The 21,757-nt window shown below is 40.4% G+C and carries 13 protein-coding genes; 8 read left to right on the plus strand and 5 right to left on the minus strand.

Annotated elements, in window-relative coordinates:
* Positions 1-57 precede the first annotated feature (57 nt).
* The 5 genes from KQP79_RS02640 to mdh all read right to left on the minus strand — a co-directional run bounded on the left by KQP79_RS02640 (position 58) and on the right by mdh (position 6,278).
* The gene (locus KQP79_RS02640; RefSeq protein ID WP_234120508.1) at positions 58-1,317 is read right to left on the minus strand and encodes an ABC transporter permease; all 1,260 of its coding nucleotides are present in this window, start codon (positions 1,315-1,317) and stop codon (positions 58-60) included.
* Complete coding sequence (locus KQP79_RS02645; RefSeq protein ID WP_015532297.1) at positions 1,318-2,499, minus strand: ABC transporter permease; 1,182 nt, start codon at positions 2,497-2,499, stop codon at positions 1,318-1,320. It abuts the gene before it with no gap.
* 2 nt (positions 2,500-2,501) lie between these two features.
* Positions 2,502-3,494 carry an HlyD family secretion protein gene (locus KQP79_RS02650; protein ID WP_008776703.1) on the minus strand — a complete coding sequence of 331 codons (993 nt, stop codon included), beginning with the start codon at positions 3,492-3,494 and terminating at the stop codon, positions 2,502-2,504.
* Between the two features lie 106 nt (positions 3,495-3,600).
* The gene (locus KQP79_RS02655) at positions 3,601-5,064 is read right to left on the minus strand and encodes a TolC family protein (RefSeq protein WP_008776704.1); all 1,464 of its coding nucleotides are present in this window, start codon (positions 5,062-5,064) and stop codon (positions 3,601-3,603) included.
* 272 nt (positions 5,065-5,336) lie between these two features.
* The gene (mdh, locus tag KQP79_RS02660) at positions 5,337-6,278 is read right to left on the minus strand and encodes a malate dehydrogenase (protein ID WP_004297234.1); all 942 of its coding nucleotides are present in this window, start codon (positions 6,276-6,278) and stop codon (positions 5,337-5,339) included.
* Positions 6,279-6,912: 634 nt separating this feature from the next.
* Between mdh and KQP79_RS02665 the strand changes: the two genes are divergently transcribed.
* The 8 genes from KQP79_RS02665 to KQP79_RS02700 all read left to right on the plus strand — a co-directional run bounded on the left by KQP79_RS02665 (position 6,913) and on the right by KQP79_RS02700 (position 21,585).
* On the plus strand, positions 6,913-7,503 hold the full coding sequence (locus KQP79_RS02665) for an RNA polymerase sigma factor (RefSeq protein ID WP_004297236.1): 591 nt from the start codon (positions 6,913-6,915) through the stop codon (positions 7,501-7,503).
* 144 nt (positions 7,504-7,647) lie between these two features.
* Positions 7,648-8,790, plus strand: a complete 1,143-nt coding sequence (locus tag KQP79_RS02670; protein WP_015532299.1) for a FecR family protein — start codon at positions 7,648-7,650, stop codon at positions 8,788-8,790.
* Positions 8,791-9,077: 287 nt separating this feature from the next.
* The gene (locus KQP79_RS02675; protein WP_234120510.1) at positions 9,078-12,347 is read left to right on the plus strand and encodes a TonB-dependent receptor; all 3,270 of its coding nucleotides are present in this window, start codon (positions 9,078-9,080) and stop codon (positions 12,345-12,347) included.
* Between the two features lie 6 nt (positions 12,348-12,353).
* The gene (locus tag KQP79_RS02680) at positions 12,354-14,204 is read left to right on the plus strand and encodes a RagB/SusD family nutrient uptake outer membrane protein (protein WP_008776707.1); all 1,851 of its coding nucleotides are present in this window, start codon (positions 12,354-12,356) and stop codon (positions 14,202-14,204) included.
* Positions 14,205-14,224: 20 nt separating this feature from the next.
* The gene (locus KQP79_RS02685) at positions 14,225-15,685 is read left to right on the plus strand and encodes a DUF3823 domain-containing protein (RefSeq protein WP_032849656.1); all 1,461 of its coding nucleotides are present in this window, start codon (positions 14,225-14,227) and stop codon (positions 15,683-15,685) included.
* Positions 15,686-15,788: 103 nt separating this feature from the next.
* Positions 15,789-18,002 carry an alpha-N-acetylglucosaminidase gene (locus KQP79_RS02690; RefSeq protein WP_234120512.1) on the plus strand — a complete coding sequence of 738 codons (2,214 nt, stop codon included), beginning with the start codon at positions 15,789-15,791 and terminating at the stop codon, positions 18,000-18,002.
* The gene (locus KQP79_RS02695; protein ID WP_055235504.1) at positions 17,989-19,857 is read left to right on the plus strand and encodes a hypothetical protein; all 1,869 of its coding nucleotides are present in this window, start codon (positions 17,989-17,991) and stop codon (positions 19,855-19,857) included. The genes KQP79_RS02690 and KQP79_RS02695 overlap by 14 nt, the downstream gene beginning before the upstream one ends.
* Before the next feature lie 33 nt (positions 19,858-19,890).
* A complete protein-coding gene (locus KQP79_RS02700; RefSeq protein ID WP_234120514.1) occupies positions 19,891-21,585 on the plus strand; it encodes a hypothetical protein in 1,695 nt (564 codons plus the stop codon).
* Positions 21,586-21,757 lie beyond the last annotated feature (172 nt).

Here is a 21,757-nt window from a genome sequence, read left to right on the forward strand (position 1 = left end):
GCATACCCTCTATGGAAAGGATACACCGTAAACTCTCTCTCTTGTAATTTTCACTCATTAATCACTTATCTGCTTGGATAAGTTTTCTTTCTCTTTTAATTCTTTGTATCGCTCTATTGCATGTTTGCGGCTCATTAGTATTTGCCAGCGGTATACCCAACAGGTGGTAAGGAAATAAATGCCGGCTTGCAACCATAAAGCTTTATATTCAAAAGCTACTTCACTAAGAGTAGCTCCCATATTATTGATTTTTACAAAGCCGTTAATTCCAAAGGTAGAGGGGAAGATGTAAGATACATACTTCCAAAACGGGGGAATAGCTGCTCCCGGCCAAGAGATTCCGGAAATAAATAACAAGGGGACTGACGTGAATACAAAAATCAGCATACACGTCTCCCGGTTGCGGATAGCAATGGAAGCTGTCATGGCAAAGAAAATACAAGCCGCAAGGTAGGGGACAACAAATAATACTAATGAACTGGGTTGTCCGATCTGGTTGAGGCTAAATAATCTTGGGACCACATAAAGTACGTAGAAAGCTACCAATATATAGACCAAGAAATAACTCAAGCCTTTTCCTAATACAATTCGTAGCGTTCCGTTGTAATGACGGTTAATAGGCACGAGATCCTTAAACCTGTTATTTTCACGAGCTGTTCCCGCAGCGAGACCGATACCAAGTAATAATGTTTGTTGGATAATTAATACTAGTACTGCAGGAATTAGGAAAGCAGCGAATCCGGTAGTCGGGTTGAAGATAGAGATTTCTTCATATTCGATCGGATAAGCGGTGATTTCATCCTGCCGGTCGGTTGTATTTCCACTGCGTGCAATCTTGATATCCTTATTCATATTCAGAGAAACCGCTGTGTTGGCAAGAAGCATCGATTTATAATACAACAATCCGCTCATGTCGCAATAGATGCTCACTTGTGTCTGTTTTCCTTTGGCAATATTGTCACTAAAATCCGAAGGGATATAAATGATGCCGTATGCATGCCGGTTTTTCAGCATTTGTTTGGCCTCTTCCATATCGGCACAGTAGGAGACGATTTTAACATCGGGCGTAGCATCTACCTTGCGGAGATATTCGCGGCTAAGAGATGAATGTGAATCGTCAACAACAACAGCAGGAACTTCACGCACTACTTCGTTATCATAGATGAAACTATATAGCAACGGATAACCTAACGGGACGAGTATAAAGAATATCAGTACCCCCTGGTCGCGGAAAGTTGTCTGAAACTCCCGTTTCCAGATATAAAACAGGTCATTGATGCCTTGAGCTATCTTATCTTTTAATTTTATATCTTTCATTTAGGGTATATATTTATAGTAAACCAATGCTTCCTTCAGGCGGTGAACCACGAAGAAGGGGAGCATCATGAATATTAATAGTGCCATATAGTTGGTCCATGAGTAAGCCATACTATATCCGTTGAGCGCCTGATCCACGTAAATAAGGAAATAGTGCCGCAACGGGAATAGATTGCTCAAAGCCTGTAAAACAGGATGCATAGCCATGACCGGGAATGAAAATCCGGAAATGGAGAACGATATGACTCCCCACAGGGAAGCAAAACTTAATCCGAGTCGTAGAGTCGGCAGGGTTCCTATCATGACAATACCACAACATTGGGATGCCAGTACAAGACAGAGCGTGGCAAATATCATCGGAAATATACCGCTGTTGCAAGGAAAATGCAGGAATCCATACAGGTATACATTATAGAATATACCCATAATGAAAAAGACTACAGTGTGGGGAAGCAACTTCCCGGCCAATGCAATATAAATGGAGTTGTTACTCATTCGTAACCATTCGCGAGCCGTACGATCTTTGATTTCTACACCGATTGAATAGACAGTTACCATAAATATTAATAGCATGAGTACTCCCGGTATCAGTGTATTGCATAAGTATACCGAATAGTTTAGCCACGGATTATTCAGTGGGTGTGTATCGATAACAATCGGTTGCAGATATGCCATAGCCTGATCCTCTGTTGCACCTTTGGCATATAACATGGTCCTTGCAGCGGCTCCTGAGGTGAGTTCTCCCATCATTTTCATATCCCTGAACAATAGAGAGCCTGCAATCAGGTATGAGTAATTGGTATAGAAAGAGATCGTTGGCTGCCGTTGGCTTTGTGCCTCTGCCGATAAACCCTTGGGGAGATAGAAGAACCCGTAGATTTTTCCCTCCTGCATGGCAATACGCGCATCTGTTACATTGCTGTAATGAGCTACAACCCCTGTCTGCGAAAAAGCATCCAGATTGCGGACAATATTACGGGAAGTAGACGAATCATCCATGTCCACCACTCCCGCAGGAAGATCCTTGGGAAGCCCCGAATCCATTAAAGTGGTGAAGAATATATAACAAAACAGCGGGGCAATGACCATACAGAAGAGATAGAGCGGGCGTGATACCAATCGCCGGCACTCTCTTTGCATAACCTGCCACAAAGCTATATATTTCTTTTCTCTCTCTTTCATGGTTACTTGTCAATGATAACAGACATACCCGGACGGAGATTTTCCACTTTCTCTACCGGAGAAGCTTTCACCTCGAATGTTTTCAGATCAAATTGTCCGGTCGTTTTGGTTGCTTTCCAGGCAGCATAAGTGCCTAAGTCTTTCAGATAATATACTTTGAGCTGGATCTTTTTATTATCCAGAGCAGGAATGATAGCTTCGAACTCCGACCCCATCGTCAGGTTCTTGAGCAAATCTTCGCGTACATTGAATGTTACCCACATATCGTTGAGTTCAGCGATATTCATGATGGGAGCACCAGTACCTACCAATTCGCCTACCTTCGGGAAAATCTCTGAAACTTCTCCGGCAGCCGGAGCTATGAGATAAGTCTCCTTTATGTACGATTCTACTTCGGCAACAGCACCTTTTGCCCGGTTTACCAAAGCTTCCGCGGCCATCTTGTCTTCACGTTCCGCTCCGTTCTTTGCCATAGTATATTGCGCTTTGGCTGCTTTCTCTGTAGCAATGCTTGCATCCCGTTGCGCAGTGACTTCATCCAATTTCTGTGCAGGCATTACTCCCTGCTCATAGAGGTTCTTTACACGTTGATATGATTTTTCGGCAATGGTGACGCCTGCTTGGGCTTTTTGCCACATTTCGTATGCTGCCTGGATTTGTTCCTCACGCGCGCCTTTGATTGCTTTTGCGTTTTGTGCCTGTGCGGCAGCTTCGGCAGCACGTGCCTGTTCCATTTTTGCCACTACGTCAGGAGCTTCCAAAATAGCCAGCGTATCTCCGGCATTGACACTTTGTCCTTCTTTCACGCGAAATTCCAATATACGTCCCGGAACTTTGCTCGAAACGCGATACTCGGTAACTTCAGCCTGTCCCTGTATAATTTCAGGACCTTTGCGAAGCATGAAGAAGCCAACGACTGCAACGATTGCAATAACTCCAAGTAGAGTAAGGAATGCAAGCAGCATATTGCTGTTTTGTGATTTTATAGGTGCCATATGATTTATGAATTATGATTTATGATTTATGTTTTATGGATTGTGAGTTGGTTAGGGATTGGGTTGTTTCTGATTGGGTTCTTTACTTTATTTTTCTGCTTTTTATTTATTTCAGTGTTCCCAGAGATTTCTTCAGATAGATTTCTGTTAACTTCACATCTATTTGTGCGTCAATCTTTTCTGAATGAGCGGACAGCCATGCCGTTTGTGCTTCAAGAACATTACTTGTGGCAATCACTCCCTCTTTAAAACCAAGCGTTGCATAGCGCAGATTCTCTTCCGCTTTTTCCATGTTTTTGGAAGACATAACCAGTTTCTTACCTGCTTCTTTTACCTTGAAAGCGGCTTGATTGACTTGCAACTCTATTTTTTCGCGTGCGTCCTGAAGCTGGTATTGTGCAATGCGGGCTTCGGCTTTTGCCGCTCTCGTTTTATAAATACCTTCTCCCCAGTGCCATATAGGTATCTGTACCATCACTCCCACATTCCACATGCCTTTGAATTTGTTTTCAAAGCTGTTGAAGACAGAAGGGTTGGTTACCATATAATTCCCCATCAATGCGATAGAAGGAAGATGTTCGGCACGGGTTACGTTTACTTTCTGTTTATAAATCTGTGTCGCTAATTCGAGACTACGTATTTCCGGACGATTCTCATAAGCGGTAGATAAATCGAAATGAGGGTCTGTTGTCAGTAATGGAATATCTTCCATATTTTCATCTGCTAGCGTGATGGGGGAGCTAAGATCAATACCGCATAGTTGGCACAGCAACATTCGGGCAAGGCTCAATCCATCTTCCACTTTGGTGAGTGTCATTTCTGCTTCATTCACCTTGACGCGTACAGACAAGCCATCCGCTTTGGTGGCTACTCCTTCATTAATCATTTTTTCCACATCACCGTCCAGCTGTTGCAAGAGCTTTAAATAACCTTCCGCCAACTTCTTCTTATTAACCAGCGAAATAACTTGCCAATAAGCCTGGTCTGTACTCATGATTACTTCCTGCATGCCACCGTGGTGTTGTTCTTGAGCCAACTCTTCGGCATACTTTGTTATTTTGTTGTACGCCCGGATTTTTCCACCCATATATAAAGGCTGTGTCAATGTAAGAGCACCTGCATAGACATTCCTGGTGTCTGTGCGGAGCGCATCCACTAAAGAGTTTCCCGCTTGGTCGAGAGCAGGCAGAGCCGCTCCTAGTTTTCCGCTTAAGGAAGCAATAAGTGGTTTTAATTCAGGATGTGCTGTTGCAATCTCGGTTGCAGCCTGTTGGATAGGGCCTGCCAGATTAGTTCCTAGTCCTGAAAGCGCAGCTTTCTGGTCGTTGTTTAATAATGAAAACTCTTTCTGGTTTCTCATGTAAGCTCCGGTTGCCGAGAAATTGGGAAGATAATTCGTAAATGCAGCTTTCCGTTGATAATGAGCAGCATTTATCTTCTCATTGCTTATCAACAAATCTTTGTTGTTGGCAAGAGCTAATGCGCGGCAACTATCCAGACTTAGAAAGTTCTGCGCTTTTCCTATGAAAGTGAGACTTAGCAGAATTGTCAGAAGAAATACTTTTTTCATCGCATCTTGCATATTAATAAGGTGATACTTCTATATTTAATAACCCGGTTCTTATGTAATTTGTTTATTGAAGTAGTCTGTTTTTTTGTACTTGTTTACTTAAACAATAATTGCATAAACAACGATGCAAATGTATGTGCTTTCTGTGAGAACTCAAAACGAATTAGCTTTTTTTAGAAATATAGTGGGGATGGATTCTGTTGAAAAGAAAGAAGGCTATTCCTCATGGCGAGGAACAGCCTTTCTTGATATATAAAGTAAGGGGATTTTAATTACAGAGCACCTACTTCTTTCAAAGCAGCGTTAGTTCCGTGAACAGCTTTTGCGCTAGCTGCGAACTTAGCTTTTTCGTCTTCGTTCAGGTTCAGTTCAACGATCTTTTCGATACCGTTCTTGCCAAGGATTACAGGAACACCGATGCAAAGATCTGATTCGCCGTATTCACCTTCCAATAATACAGAACAAGGAACCATCTTCTTTTGGTCGTGAAGGATAGATTCAACTACGAATGCTCCTGCTGCACCCGGTGCATACCATGCAGAAGTACCTAGCAATTTAGTCAGCGTAGCACCACCTACCATAGTAGCAGCAGCAACTTCTTCCAATTTCTCTGCAGAGATGAAATTAGCTACAGGCATACCTTTGTAAGTAGCGAAACGAGTCAAAGGAATCATCGTAGTATCACCGTGACCACCGATAACCATACCTTCTACTTCGTTAGCGTTGCAACCGATAGCTTGAGACAAGAAATATTTGAAACGAGAGCTATCCAGAGCACCACCCATACCGATCACACGGTTTTTCGGCAAGCCCAGAGCTTTCAATGCCAAATAAGTCATTGTATCCATTGGGTTGGAGATAACAACGATGATAGCGTTAGGAGAATATTTCAACAGGTTTTCTGCTACCGATTTAACGATACCAGCGTTCACACCGATCAGTTCTTCACGAGTCATACCCGGTTTACGAGGAATACCTGAAGTAATCACAACAACGTCAGAGTTAGCAGTTTGAGCATAGTCGTTCGTGCAGCCTACCAATGTAGTGTCGAAACCCAACAATTGAGCTGTCTGCATCATATCCATTGCTTTACCTTCTGAAACGCCTTCTTTAACGTCCAGCATTACTACTTCGTCTGCTACTTCATTAAAAGCAAGTACATTTGCACATGTAGCACCTACGTTACCTGCGCCTACTACGGTTACTTTTGACATAATACTATATATTTAAAAAGTTGATAATTTGTTTTATCTTTTAGCGCGACAAAATTACAACGATAATCCTAATTAAAGAAATTTTTCCGTAATAATTTTAGTTAAAGGTCGAAGTTCCCGATAATATATAGGTATGATAAAAAGTTTGGGTGGAAGAAGCTGTTTTTTGCATGGTTATATACAGAATGTAGCTGCGTAAGAATGTACTATTATGGCAAATGATTCATTCAGCTATTTTTTTATAATTGCTTGTCTATTCGGAGTTACTTCGTTCGCTACTATTATTTCGTTCCACTATAGTGTTCCGCAAGAATAACTATAGTGTCCCTTACGGATAACTATAGTTGAACGCAAGAGTAACTATAGTGGAACGAAGTAATAATAAGCAATGAGATTAATAATATTAGGCAGAGAAAGAAATAACGATAGTATCTTGATGGAGAATTTTTGGCAATACCTTTCAACCGTATGCTTGATTCATTTTTGTATGGAAAAAGAAGATACCAGTTAAAGTGGCAGGGAACCTGGCAAGTTTTTTAAATAATGAACGAATAAAGTCCGAAAGCTTATTATCTTTGTGCCAATCTGTTAATTGAAAGTTTAATGAACTGCTGAAAATATCGAAAATATCAAAATGAAGTTCTGGGAATCAAATCATCAATCTGTTCAGGAAGGGGATATGCAATTTATTGCACTTTACAAATTCTACTATCAAGATTTGTATGCTTATGGAGTGAGTTTGGGGTTCAATACCGAAGATGTGAAAGATGCAATTCAAGAAGTATATCTAAAATTGTATTTCAATGAGCGCCTGTGTATTGATGAGAAGAAAATAAAATTTTATTTGTTGCGTTCGGTTAGGAATCAGCTGATTGATTGGGAGCGTACAAAGAAAGATACATCTTCTATAGAAGAAGAGGAAAGGAGTTTTAAATTATCCGTATCCGTTGAAGAAAGCTTTATTTCTGATGAAGAAGACTTATTACTGAAAAAAAGGGTGAATAGAATTCTTGATTTGCTGACAGATCATCAGCGGGAAATAGTCTATTTACATTTTATAGAGGAAATGCCTTATGAAGAGATTGCGGTAATGCTGGATATGAAAATTCAAACGGTGCGCGGACAAGTCTTTAAAGCGATGGAGAAATTAAGAAAACTGGATTCAAAAGATTATTTTCTGTTTTTTCTTATCTTATACCTGCATGGCGTTTCTGTCTTTAAATAATTGAAAAAGAGTATTGTATACGGAAGGTGGGGAGCGTAAACCTATACCTCTCTGCTTTTTTATTTATTTTTTTGAGGAAAAAAGGAGATGAAAGGCATACGAATCTCGTATATATAGTAAACAGGTCTTTAATTGAAATAAATAATGAAAGAATATTCATCATATACTACAGCCGATTTTTTGAACGATGATTTATTTCTTTTCTGGTATTATTCCGGAGAAGGAGATTATTATCGAAAAATCATTGCCGATTGTCCCGATCGTGAGCCGTATTTAAAAGAAGCGATGGAGAGACTGGCGGCGTTGAAGTGGGAAAAGCCGGTTTTACCCCCAAAAGAAGTGGATAATGCTTGTTTGAAACTGGAACAAGCCATTCAAAATCGGAAAATGTCTCAACGTAAACATCGATTGTATAAGATGAGATGGTGGAGCGCTTCAGTTGCGGCAGCTATTCTTATCCTGTTTGTTTCGGTAGAGGTTATTTGGAAAAGTGCTCCGGCAATTGATTATCTAGCTTTGTTGCAAGTGAATGACTCTGTGTTTATGAGTGGTAAAACGCAGCTTTTTGTTGACGATCAGTTGAAAGAAACTTTTGAAGGTAATCCGGATTTGGCTTACGATCAAATGATGACAGATGCTGGTGAAGGGGAATTTAATAAATTAGTTGTTTCGTATGGCAAACGTGCCCGTGTCACTCTTTGCGATGGTACGAAAATATGGGCGAATGCAGGAACGGTGCTTCTATATCCAACACATTTTGAGGATAAGAAGCGTGAAATATATGTAGATGGAGAAATATATATTGACGTGACTCCTAATCCGGAGAAACCTTTTATTATTAAGACGTCGGATATGGGAGTAAAAGTGTTGGGAACTTCTTTCAATGTTTCGGCTTATCGGGAAGATGTAGAGAAAAGTGTTGTGCTGGTTACAGGTAAAGTGGAGGTAACAGCATCTAATGGAGAATCTGTACGTATTTTACCCAATGACCGGTTCAGGCAATCCACTGATAAATATGTGGTAGATAAAGTGAATGTGGAGGATTATGTGTCGTGGAAGGAGGGACGATTATCGTTTAAAAACACAGAGCTTGGCGGAATACTCAAACAACTGTCCAGATACTATAACGTAAGAATTGATTATGATAAACAACAACAAATCACTTGTAGCGGAAAACTGAATTTGGACGATACGATCGAACAGATATTGAATACTATCACAGAAACGGCTCCTGTGGTAATAAGTAAGGAAAACAATGTTTATAAAGTAACAATAAAGAAAAAATAGCCTATGATTAATATGTGAAAAACCATACTCTAATTTATCCTTTTGAGAGGGAAAGGATACCAGCCAGTTTTATTCGTAATAGAATAGCCTTAAAATATTGAAGTATAATTTTAATTCTTAAACAGATGAATGAAAAACATCAAAAAAAGAATCACACTTGCCTAAGTGTGAGAAGGCCCTTTATATGCTTTTTTCTAGCATTGGGTGTGTTTCTGCTATCCGCTTTTCCTACTGAATTGTATGCCCAGAAGAAAACAATTACTTTGGACTATAAAGAGTTGGGACTAATGGAACTTTTTAAGAAGATAGAAGAAAAGAGTGATTATGTCTTTTTCTACTATGACGTATTGATAGATAAGGATGTGAAGGTTCCTGCACGTTTCAAAAACATGACAGTAGAGCAAATTCTGGATAAAGTTTTTGCTAACATGGAGCTTGCCTATAGCATTAATAAAAAACAGATAACTATTAAAAAGAAAGTATTGCAGGAAAAAACGAAGAAAGAAGGTCAAAGCTCTATTGTAAAAGGAGTGGTATTCGACCAGTCTCGTGAACCGTTGCCCGGAGTTAGTATTGTAGTGCAAGGTACTAATATCGGGACCGTCAGTGATCTTAATGGAGCTTATTCCATTCATGTGCCTTCGGATGATTCGAAGATTATTTTCTCCTATATAGGTTTCGCTCCTGTGACTTATTCGGCAAAAGAAATGAATAAGCTGTCAGAAGTGGTGTTGGTTGAAGATACAAAAACAATTGATGAAGTGGTTGTGGTAGGATATACGACCCGTACACGTGAGAAATTAATCAGTTCCGTCTCGACTATAAACAATCAGGAATTAGTCAAGTCCACAGTCCCCAATCTGGAGAATGCGTTGACAGGGCGTGTGTCCGGAGTCTTTTCCCGTCAGACTAGTGCTGAACCGGGTTCAGATGGTGCCGATTTGAAAATTCGCGGTTTTGGTTCTGCTTTGGTGGTAGTAGATGGTATTCCGGGAAGAAATTACAGTGATATCGATCCTTCCGAAATTGAGTCCGTTTCCGTATTGAAAGATGCATCGGCTGCCGCTGTTTATGGGATGCAGGGAGCAAATGGAGTTATTCTTGTAACGACTAAAAGAGGAGGAAAAAACAAACCGACGACATTGGATATCAATACGCGCTTCGGATTGCAAATGCCTCATAACTATCCACAGCCTGCATCAACCTCGCTGTGGCAGACATTAGTCGGTGAATATTATGCTAATATGAAATTAATTAATGATAAGAACGCGGTAATTACTCCCGCTGATATGGCTACACGTGACTATGCTTATAATACCAATTGGTATGAGGAAATGATAAAGAACGCTCCCATCACCCAGTCCAATATCAATATTTCGGGAGGCACAGATAAAGTCAGTTATTTTATTTCAGCCGGCTATTTATATCAGGGAGGTATTTGGTCAACAAATTCTACTGATAAGAATCGTTTCAATTTCCGTAGTAATTTGGATGCGGATATACTGAAAAACTTGAAGTTATCTGTCGGAGTGGGAGCTGTCATTAACAGTCTGAATTATCCGAGATCCGCTTCGTATGAGATAGCCCGCAAAATGAAAGATATGGCTCCGAATATTCCGGTAAAGTGGCCGGGGCATGACGACTATTATGCATTTGGTGGGGAAGGTACGGTGAATCCGATGGCATTGGCGGATAAAGAGGCATCCGGATATTCCAAGAAAATAGCCAAGAATCTGAATGTGGATTTTTCTTTAGAGTATAAGGTTCCCTTTGTAGAGGGGCTTTCTTTGAAGGCTACAATGGGATATACGCAATCTGATTCGTGGAATAAGAACTGGAATATGAATATCGTTTATATGGGCTATCGGGAGGATGCGCAGGAATATTATGAGAGTGCTTCCGCCTCTAATGCCAATAAAGCAAGTTTGAGTTTGGAAGATGGTTTTTCCTATAATATAACCGGACAAGGTTTTATCAATTATATCCGCTCGTTCGGGAATCATAATATAAACAGCGGACTGGTCTTTGAATTCTCGGATGCGGAAAACCGTTCTACTGTTACGTCTCGTGGAGAATTTCCTTCTACTGTGTTGGATATGATGGCGGGTGGAATTGCCAATAAACAAGTGACAAATAGTGAAGTTTTCCGTAAATACAGGACGGCTTCTTTCATCGGTCGTTTCTCTTATGATTATCGTTCCAAGTATTTTGTCGATTTCAACTTCCGATATGATGGTGCCCAGTATTTTGCCGATAAGTGGGGTTTCTTTCCCTCTGCCTCTGTAGGATGGATGCTGACAAACGAAGAGTTTATGAACCCGTTGAAGAAAGTTTTGAATGAGTTTAAAATTCGTGCCTCCTGGGGAGAATTGGGTGACTTGTCGGCTGCCAGTCAATATTATGCTAATAATGAGCAATACTATTTTCAAAGCGGATATCAATATCCGGGTACTCCGATGAATTTTGGTGACCGCACCATTTATGGATTAAATCCCACCTTGAATCCTAATCCGGATTTTACATGGGCTACCTCGTCAATGATAAATGCGGGTGTTGATTTTAAGTTGTGGAATGGCTTGCTTAGCGGATCGGCAGATGTGTTCTATCGTCAGCGTAAGGGACTTCCGGCACAAAAGGCCAATGATAATGCAGGAGCATTGGCTACTTGGTATAACTTAGACCATGACAACACCCGCGGTTTTGAGTTCTCATTGAATCATCAATATAAAATAGGAGAAGTCAACTATTTTGTCGGAGGAAACATGTCGTGGTCCAGAACCCGGAAAGGGAACATTGAGCACGGAAGATTTACAAGCGGTTATGACGAATGGAAATGGAACACTGAAGGACATTGGAATAACGTACGTTGGGGATATAACTGTATTGGACGTTATCAGTCGTATGGAGAAATAGCCAATGCACCCATGCATAATAATTCGAATAATAACAGTGCCATATTGCCGGGTGACTTAAAGTATGAAGACTGGAATGGCGATGGCTATATTGACAATTATGATCAACGTCCTATCGGAAGAAATGCTTATCCGGAGTTGGTATATGGTATTAATCTGGGACTTTCCTGGAAGGGAGTTGATTTCTCCATGTTCTGGCAGGGAGGGGCATTGTCGGACTTCCAGATCGGTGCTTTCGATATGGATGCTTTCCAGGAAGGAGCTACTAACTTGAACACTTGGGAATATTTTGGCGATCGTTGGCATCGTGCCGATTATACTGATCCGAATTCTGAATGGATACCCGGGTATTTTCCGGCAGTCCGAGATTTTACATCAGTAACGATCAATCGTCTAAGTTCTAATTTTTGGATGTGGAATGGAAGTTACATTCGTCTGAAAAACGTGGAGTTGGGATATACTTTGCCACAACGAATTACCCAGAAAGCTAATATCAAACAGTTGAGGATTTATGCGAATCTTTATAACTGCCTGACCTTCTCCTCACAGAAATTCTTTGATCCGGAACAGCTTGAAAGTCAGTATTCGTTTGCCAGCTATCCGCAAATCATGTCATTTAATGTAGGTATAAATCTTAAATTCTAACAGGTTATGAAAGTAAAATCTATCATATATATGGTATTGGCATTGAGCTTGTGCTGTGGATGTAGCGATTGGCTTACTGTCGATTCGAAAACCATTCTTAGTGAAGAGGACATTGCCAAATATCCCGAACTGGCAGAAGCACAGTTCTTATCCAATTATGCGGAATTACGTAAATCAATCCATTGTATCGGTGACGGAGCAATGTCGTACAGGCAACATCATCTGGATGCTTTTACCGATGATGGAGCGAGCAATATTACGTACGAGAATGGGGTTATGAGAAATAACACTCCGGGTACTGTTTTTGGAGGAGTCTTTTCTCAAAGCAAAGGTGAAATATTTGAGGCGGTATGGAATTATAAGACAATCAACATTGTTAATAAGTTTATCGCCACTTATAAGAATTCGGATAATGAAGGGGTGTTGAGTACAGTCGGTGAGGCTTATTTTATTCGTGCTTATCTGTATTTTGAGATGGTGAAACGATATGGGGGCGTGCCTTTGTATTCAAGTCCGTTGGATGATGTAAGCTCCATCAACAATCGTTCTACAGAGGAAAAATCCTGGGATTATATAAAAGATAACTTGGACTCGGCTCTTGTATTGCTTCCGAAAGTACAGCGTATTGCATCAGAAGATCGTGACCGTGCCAATCGGTATACAGCTTTGGCGTTGAAGTCGAGGGCTATGTTGTATGCGGGGACTATTGCTAAGTATGGAAAAGTTTCAAATAATAGTTTCCAGGGAATCCGCAAAGAAATGGCGAAAACATATTTATTGGAAGCGGCAAAAGCAGCAAAGGAAATCGTTGATGATGGTAAGTATGCGCTCTCTACTGAATTTGGCGATTTGTTTAATGGAAAAGATGAAAATAATAATGAGATAATTTTCCGTTTTGCTAATGTTGCCAAGACAGGAGTGGCTGTATATGAGGATTACTGGTATCAGTCTTATCGTATTAAACGGGCCGGTTACTGTGCCTTTATGGTTCCTCCTTTAGATGTTGTCGAACAATTTGAAACATTAGACGGTAAGATTCAGCCATTGGATTATGCCGCTTCAAAGAATAATCCCGAAGATTTTTTTGCAAATCGTGATAAACGTCTGGATGCCACTGTTATTTATCCGGGAGGAGAGTTCTTGGGAGAACGTTTCTCTATTTACCGGAAAACACTCGTAAAAAGGACAGATGGAACTACTGAAGAATATTCTTATGAAAAATCTGAAGATTGGATGGGAGCGGGGAAAGTGCCCGGTCACGAAAAATACATGAAAAGTGGAGCAGATGGTATCTTCTTGAACCTTTCCGCCGCAGGAACTACTAACTGGGGATTTTTTCTGAAAAAAACACTGTATGGAGTGAAGAGGTTGGATGATTATCTTATACAAGAAAACGATCAGGATGCTGTCGTTATTCGGTATGGCGAGGTTATTTTAAATTTGGCTGAAGCTGCCGTTGAGCTTTCAACCTATGGAGTGAATGACTATTTAGCGGTTGCCCAAGTCGCTTTTGACCTATTGCGTAGTATACATGGAGGATTGCCTGCCAAAACGATGGACTTGGAGGTTGTACGGCATGAACGCCGGATAGACTTGATGTATGAAGGATTCCGTTATTGGGACTTGAAGCGTTGGCGCATTGGGGAAGAAAAGATGCACAATAAAACGTTGAAGGCTCTCTATCCCATTCTTCATATCGATGAAACAACTTCTCCTGCCTCCGTTTATTATACGTTGGAGAAAGTAGAAGCACCGGATTTGGCTACGAGAGTGAAATGGTTCGAGGAAAGAGACTATTATTGTCCGCTTCCTTTAAGCAAAAGCCCGGGTATCGTGCAGAATGACGGTTGGAATTGATAACCCTAAAAGAAAAGAATATGAATAGAGCTAGATTATATATAAATATCAAACTGTTACTTTTAGCAGTGTTAACACTGAATCTGTCAGGGTGTGAACTTGACGAACGTGTGGATGACTTGACCGGTGGCTACGAAGGCGCTTTTATTGACAGGCTGACCGGTGAAAAGGTGGCTACCGAATATTATGGAGCTAAATTAAAGTTACTTGATCTGGAGTATGGAAATGTAGCGGTTCCCTTGGAGTATAACACACTTCCTGAAGGAACATATCGCAATACCAAAGTATACCCTTCCCGCTATAAAGTATGGGCGAACGGACCGTTCTTTGAGTTGGATACCATTTATGGTGATATTCGTAGTTTTAAGAAAATGGACTTGATTGTTACCCCCAACGTAACATTGAAAATTAAGAAGGTGGAAGTGTTGTACGGCATTACAGCGAACGTCACTTTTACTTATCAGGTAAATGACGAACGCTCCAAGAATCAGGAAATAGGATTGGTATATGGCAAAGAGCAATATCCCGGACAACGTACGGCTATGAATGAAAGCGAAAGCGGTTCACATACTTACAAACGAATAAAGAAGAATTTGACAGAATTGTCGGGAGAATTTACGGAGACTCTGTTCTTAAACCCTAACAGCACATATTATCTAAGAGCTTTGGGACGTACGGAATCAGCAGGAGATTACTGGAATTATTCAGAACAGACTGTGATTAATACGGCAGATATTGATTTGTCTTCCTTACCGATTGAAGCCGCTGTCGGAGTAAGTAGTGCCACTTCTGCTGTTTTGCAGTGGGCATTTCCTCCCGTTGTTGACGAGATAAAGGTTTCTTATACGGATCGGGATGGTGAAGAGGTGATGGATAAATTTAAACCTACGGATTATTCATACGTTGCCAATTTACCTCATAATCAAAAGAGTACAATCAAAGTACAACTTCTGGCGAAAGGAGTTGCCGGTCCGGAACAAACGATTGAAATACAGACTAAATCTTTGACGGATAAATATGTACCTGCCTCAAACACTCGTCCGGAAAATGTTCCTTTCTACAATGATTCGGAATTTAAAAAATCATTATCCGGTGAATGGGCATTGATATATGGTCCTACAATCGGCGAAGACTGGTCCACTACCGATTTACGTTTTGAATATTTCGATTGGTGGGACACATGGTTGATAGGATTTGCCGACCGTATGCCTGCTTGCCAGGATATAGAGAACTTTAAATCACTGACGATTCAGGGAGAAATACAAACGTTGGTTGATATTTTACCTTTTGTTAATCTGGAAACACTTTCTATCATAAAGGGTAAAGGTTTCTCGGTGGATAAAACGATTAATCCGAAAGTTGACCTGACAGTTCTGAAGAAACTGAAGAAACTTAACACAGTTATTATAGGACCGGATGTGCCGCTTACTAAAAAGAATTTTGATGATGCGGGACTTACACATCTGACGATTACCAACTAGGTCGGTAATCACACTACTCCCTTTGACAAGCGAATGTGTCTAGTGGGTAACATCGGATACATTCGTTTTTTTAAAGAAATATATAAATGAAAATATAAATAGTATGTGTAAGATTAAATGTTTATTTCTACTGATGTTGATCGTATTGTGTTCTTCCTGCAAAGAAAGTACAGAAGATGAAAAAGCGATGCAACAGATGGTGGAACGTTTATTTCCGGAGTATGCTTCCCAATTTAGTTTTGAACAATCGGAAAAGATTGATAAAGATTGGTATGAAATAGAAGCGCAAGGAGGAACAGTACGAATACGGGGAAATAACGCAAATTCGATGGCTGTAGGGCTGAACTATTATCTGAATCATTACTGCCTTACCTCTGTTTCCTGGTATGTGAATGATACGGTGGAGATGCCGGAAGTATTACCCATGCCACCGGCAAAAATAACTTCGACTGCCCGTTGCAAGAACCGATTCTTTCTTAATTACTGTACCTTCGGTTATACAATGCCATGGTGGACATGGAAGGATTGGGAACGGTTGATAGACTGGATGGCTTTAAATGGAATCAATATGCCTTTGGCAATCACCGGACAAGAATCTGTCTGGTATCGCGTATGGACGAAATTAGGATTGACGGATGAGGAAATACGGAACTATTTCACAGGGCCTGCTCACTTGCCTTGGCATCGTATGTCTAACTTGGATTATTGGCAGGGGCCTCTGCCTAAAGAATGGCTGGATACACAAGAAGCATTGCAGAAACAAATCGTAGCCCGTGAACGTCAATTTAATATGCGCCCCATACTTCCAGCATTTGCCGGACATGTACCGTCGGAACTTAAAAGAATCTATCCGGAAGCTAAGATTAGCCGGATGAGCTCTTGGGGAGGTTTCGAGGATAAATACAGAAGCCACTTTCTGGATCCGCTTGACCCATTGTTTGCAACCATACAGAAAGAGTTTCTGGAAGAACAAACTAAGTTGTTCGGAACAGACCATATTTATGGGGCAGATCCTTTTAATGAAGTAGCCCCTCCAAGTTGGGAACCGGAATTTTTAGCCAATTGCTCGAAGCATATTTATCAATCGATGACGCATGTCGATCCGGATGCTACTTGGTTACAAATGACATGGTTATTCTATATTGACCGACATTTATGGACAAACGAACGGGTAGAAGCTTTCTTGAAAGCAGTCCCTCAAGATAAACTGTTGCTACTGGACTATTATTGTGAGAATACTGAAGTCTGGAAGCAGACAGATCGGTATTTCGGGCAACCATATTTATGGTGCTATTTAGGAAATTTCGGAGGAAATACAATGCTTGCCGGAAACACCAAAGAAGTGGGGAAACGAATCGAAAATGTATATACCAATGGTGGAGAAAACTTTTCGGGACTGGGTTCTACTTTGGAGGGGTTTGATGTAAATCCTTTCATGTATGAATATGTTTTCAGTAAAGCATGGGATTGTAATCTGCCGGACTCTGTATGGATAGAACAACTGGCAGACAGGCGAATTGGCTTGAGAAACCAACAAATGCGTCGGGCATGGAAATTGCTTTATGACAGTATTTATACAGCACCAGCTGCTTTGGGACAGGGGACATTGATGAATGCGCGTCCTTGTTTAAAAGGAAATGGCAATTGGACGACTACGTCTACGGTAGCGTATTCCAATGAAACTTTGTTTGAGGTATGGGAGATGTTGTTGAAAGCCGGAGAACATCGACATTCTGCTTATGAATATGATGTTGTTAATATAGGAAGGCAAGTGCTGGGGAATTATTTCGGGAAGCTTCGCGATGAATTTGCGGAAGCTTATTCCCGGAAGCAATTACCGCTATTAAAACAAAAAGGAGCTGAAATGAAACAACTACTGCGTGATGTTGATACTTTATTAAGTACACAATCTTCTTTTTTACTGGGAAAATGGATTGAAGATGCCCGTTCATTAGGTACAGACGGAGCCTCTAAAAATTATTACGAAGAAAATGCCCGTACTATCGTTTCAACCTGGGGAGATAAAGATCAAAGTTTAAACGATTATGCAAATCGTACTTGGGGAGGTTTGGTATCGGGATATTATGCGCCTCGTTGGGAAATGTTTATAGATGAAGTTATTCGCTCTGTTTCTAACAAGCAGCCGTTTAATGCTGATGCTTTTCATCAAAGAGTGACGCAGTTTGAAATTGACTGGGTCAAGTCACATGAATGTTATCCTTCCGAACCGGTTGGTAATACTGTTGAGATTGCTACTTTATTGATGAATAAATACAAGGATTCAATTTTAAAAGAAAAACACAATGAGAATAATTAGTTATATTTCAAGTATAATCATCACTTTTTCTGCATTGGCTATCATGAGCGGATGCAAAGATTCGGAAGTTGTTGATGACGGCTTTCGTACAACAATGGCTAAAGCCTCTGATGTGAAATTAAATAAAGTTGCCTATTGGCCGGGAGATCCTGTAAATTGCTCTTTTACCTTGAAAAATGAAACGAACTATCCGATGGATATTCGTGAAGTAAAAGTGGTGATTCAGAACTTGGATGATGGAGGGTGTGTATTGACAGAAAAGTCTGTTGCTTCCCATATTCAAATAGAACCGGGACAATCTGTTCCTGTGGATGCCGGGACACTGTATACCCTTCCAGCTGCATTAAAGCCTTCTTCCTTTTGTGCTGTCAAGTTCCTGTTAGATTTTGAAGATGGGATAACCACTACAATTGACGGAACATATTTCAGAGCTGTCAACGAGCAGTCGCTGTTGACTTACGATATTCAAAAGTTAGATTATCAGGGACTTCCTGTTTATCGTCAGATAGGAGATATGAGTGCCGGGTTCGGTGTGTTAAAAACGATGGTTGCTTTCGATCAAGGAATGGCTGCCACCATGGAGGAGGCTCCGCAGGGTGGTACTTATCCGGTTGCGCCTACTCCGGAGTTTTTGCAACGTTCCGTTCGCAAAACTGTTGAGCTTTACAATTCGGAGATCGGGGCTGCCACAAAGATAAAGAGAGTGGTGGTTGGAACGGGGATCGCATCTGTTTCTTACTTTGCAACAATGATGGGGGCAGCCTATTTACCTATTCATTATCTGGTATCGGCTAATTCTGCTTCTGAAGTACAAGCTATACTCGATTATTCCAATCAAAATGGATATGCCTCTTATGCCACATTGGGTTATGACGGTTCTATGCCCGGAGTGGGAGTTGCCTGGATAAAATTATTGGATTTGCCGGAAGAATATAAGCAATTTATAAAAGATCATCAGGTGGAAGAAGTTTATATTTATGGAGTAGGTCAGGAAGGACATGGAGAGTCTTATTCCCGAAGGGTTTTGACGCAGAATACAATTACCGATGAATATGCGCCTGGTTCTTTATATATATTGTATACTAACTTTGGTTCGGATGCCGATATTGACGCACTGAAACATCGGTTGTATGACTATAATCAGTTAAAATTGGGTGAAGGACAATATATCTCTGATTGGGAAAGTGGAATTGTCGATGATCAGATAGCCAATATATCCGGCTCTGCGCAAGCGATGGCAAATGTGAAAGCTTATACGATTGAGACTGATGATATGATGGCTTTGTACAATATATCTTCTTTCCTGACGCTTCAATATATAAAAAAGAATCAAAGCAAGTTGCAGGCACCTTTTGTGAATGGAGTTATTTTTAACGAGTATCTTACGAATCACCCTCAATATGAAGCGTTTGTTGGATATGTACCTTTATTATATTGGCAATTTAATTCGGCGGCTTCTACAGTAGAACGTATTGATGGTTATCTGAAGCCAGCTATTGCCGGGTATTTTCCTGATGTTGTCGATCATCTGTATGAGGGATCTTTTTATCTGAATTCTAATATGAGACGCTATGAGTTTTATGACGAGCTGATAGCAAGAGGTGTCACTTCGGAGAATATTAGAATTAGGCAGAGTGTAGATAAATGGAATCCGGAAGATGATGGAGAAACGGAAGAGTATTTGGGACGCATTAATCATAAAATAGGTTCGGCTGAAGAATTTGCTTATGATATAATTGAACGTATTGGAGTGCAGAAGTATCGGAATACGGTTAAGTCGATGGAGTACCTGACATTGGAGGAGCTTCGTACTATTTGTGCACAGGTTGGAAATATGAGATTAGTAGAACATTGATATAACATCGGATTTAAGATTTAAACTAACGAAATGAATATAAAACAATTGATGGTAACTTTCTTCATTGCACTATTGGCAGGAGGAGAGATTGGAGCTCGTGTGCTGACGGATAAATTCGTTTATTCACAAGGGGAGAAGGTTGTGTTTACTTTTGATGGGAAGTCAGAAGGTAAAACGATTATACTGAAATATCTCTCCAAGAAAGGAGAACCGGTTCTTGCGGAGATTGGTGGAGAACCATTTGTTTGGGAAGTTCCTTCAGAATTTACGCCTGCAGCCGTAGGTGTTTATCAAAAAGAGGAGGGACAGTTGACATATTCTTCTTATTTTAGGGTGGTAATTCCCGGAATGTTGACTACCTATCAGATCGCTAAAGAGGAATATAAAGGTTTGAATGTGTTTATGCTCGATGGTGGGATGAGTGCGGAATATGCTGTCCAAAAATCTTTAGCTAATCTGACGGCAGGTGTGAGCCATACATGGCAGATTGGTCCGGGAGGAGGTCCCAAACCGGTATGGGGGACACCTGATTTCCTTCAACAATCCGTTCAGCATACAGTAGATTTATATAATGAGTATTTGGGTAAGTCGAAGAAACTTAAAACTGTGATAATAGCTACGGGAGTACCGACGGTACCTTATCTTTCTGCAGCTATGGAGGCTCCTGTATTGCCATTACATTTTTTGGTTTCTGTCAATTCTACCAAAGAAGTTTCTTCCATATTAGAATATTCCTCGCAAGCTGGAGTACCCTGTTATGCGACATTGGGATATGATGCTTCCATGGATGATGTCGGAGTTGCCTGGATAAAATTATTGGCTTTGCCTGATGAATATCGGAAGTTTATAATAGAACATGAAGTAGAAAATGTAATTATCGCAGGCATAGGGGAAAACGTGAAAAGTGAATCTTATTGTCGGAAACTTAGTAAAACCGGAGTGGATGGTCAGGAGTATGCAGACGGCTCTCTTTATATTTTATATACCCAATCCGGTTCAGAGCATGACATTAAAACAATATCAAGAAATGTCGTGGACTATAATACGTTATCTCTTGAAAAAGGTAAGGACTTGGCCGATTGGGAGAGCGGTGTTGTCAACAGGCAGATTGATAATATATCAAAAGGTATTTGTGAACATACTCCGGCACAAGTTTATTCTTTGATTGCTACTCATGATATGATGGATATGTATAATCTCGGTGCAAATATGGGTATGTATTTTATGTATAAGAATCGGGAGCAAACAAAGGTTTCCGTACAGGGGACTTATTTAAATGAATATTTAATATCACAACCTTTGTATGAGTTGACTCAAGGATATATTCCATTATTGTTTTGGCAGTTTGTCCCTCCTGTATCAACGATCGACAGGATAAAACGTGATATACAGAAAGTGGTGGATGTTTATGAAAAAGGTGTTCTCCTAGAGAATAAAACCGTACATGTGAATGCACGTATCGGGAAAGAAGAGTTGGTGCAGGAACTAAAGAAAAGGGGATTTCGGTTTGTTACTAAGCGCAAAGATAATGTGGAAGAATTGTGGAACCTATCCGATGGAATAAATTCTCCTTGTGAAGAGGTTGTACAGAATATAGTGGAACAGATTGGGGTAAAACAATATCAGACTCAATGTAAGAATGCATTGTATTTAAATATGGGTGATCTTAAACTAGTAACGAATAATATTCCGGGACTTGTCTTTCATTCTTTTAAGAAAAAGTAGCAAGATGTTTATTGGTTACAGTAGTAACACCTGCTGAACTGAATAAGTTAGCAAGCAAATAAGTTAAAATTGTATGGATTAGCAGAGGGTTATCAAAAAACTCTCTGCTTTTCTGCTTGACTTCTGTTGCGAAATGATTACTTTTGCGCACGTTATCAATTCACAACTGAAA

This window comes from Bacteroides sp. DH3716P (assembly GCF_025914115.1).
GTDB classification, from domain to species: domain Bacteria; phylum Bacteroidota; class Bacteroidia; order Bacteroidales; family Bacteroidaceae; genus Bacteroides; species Bacteroides ovatus.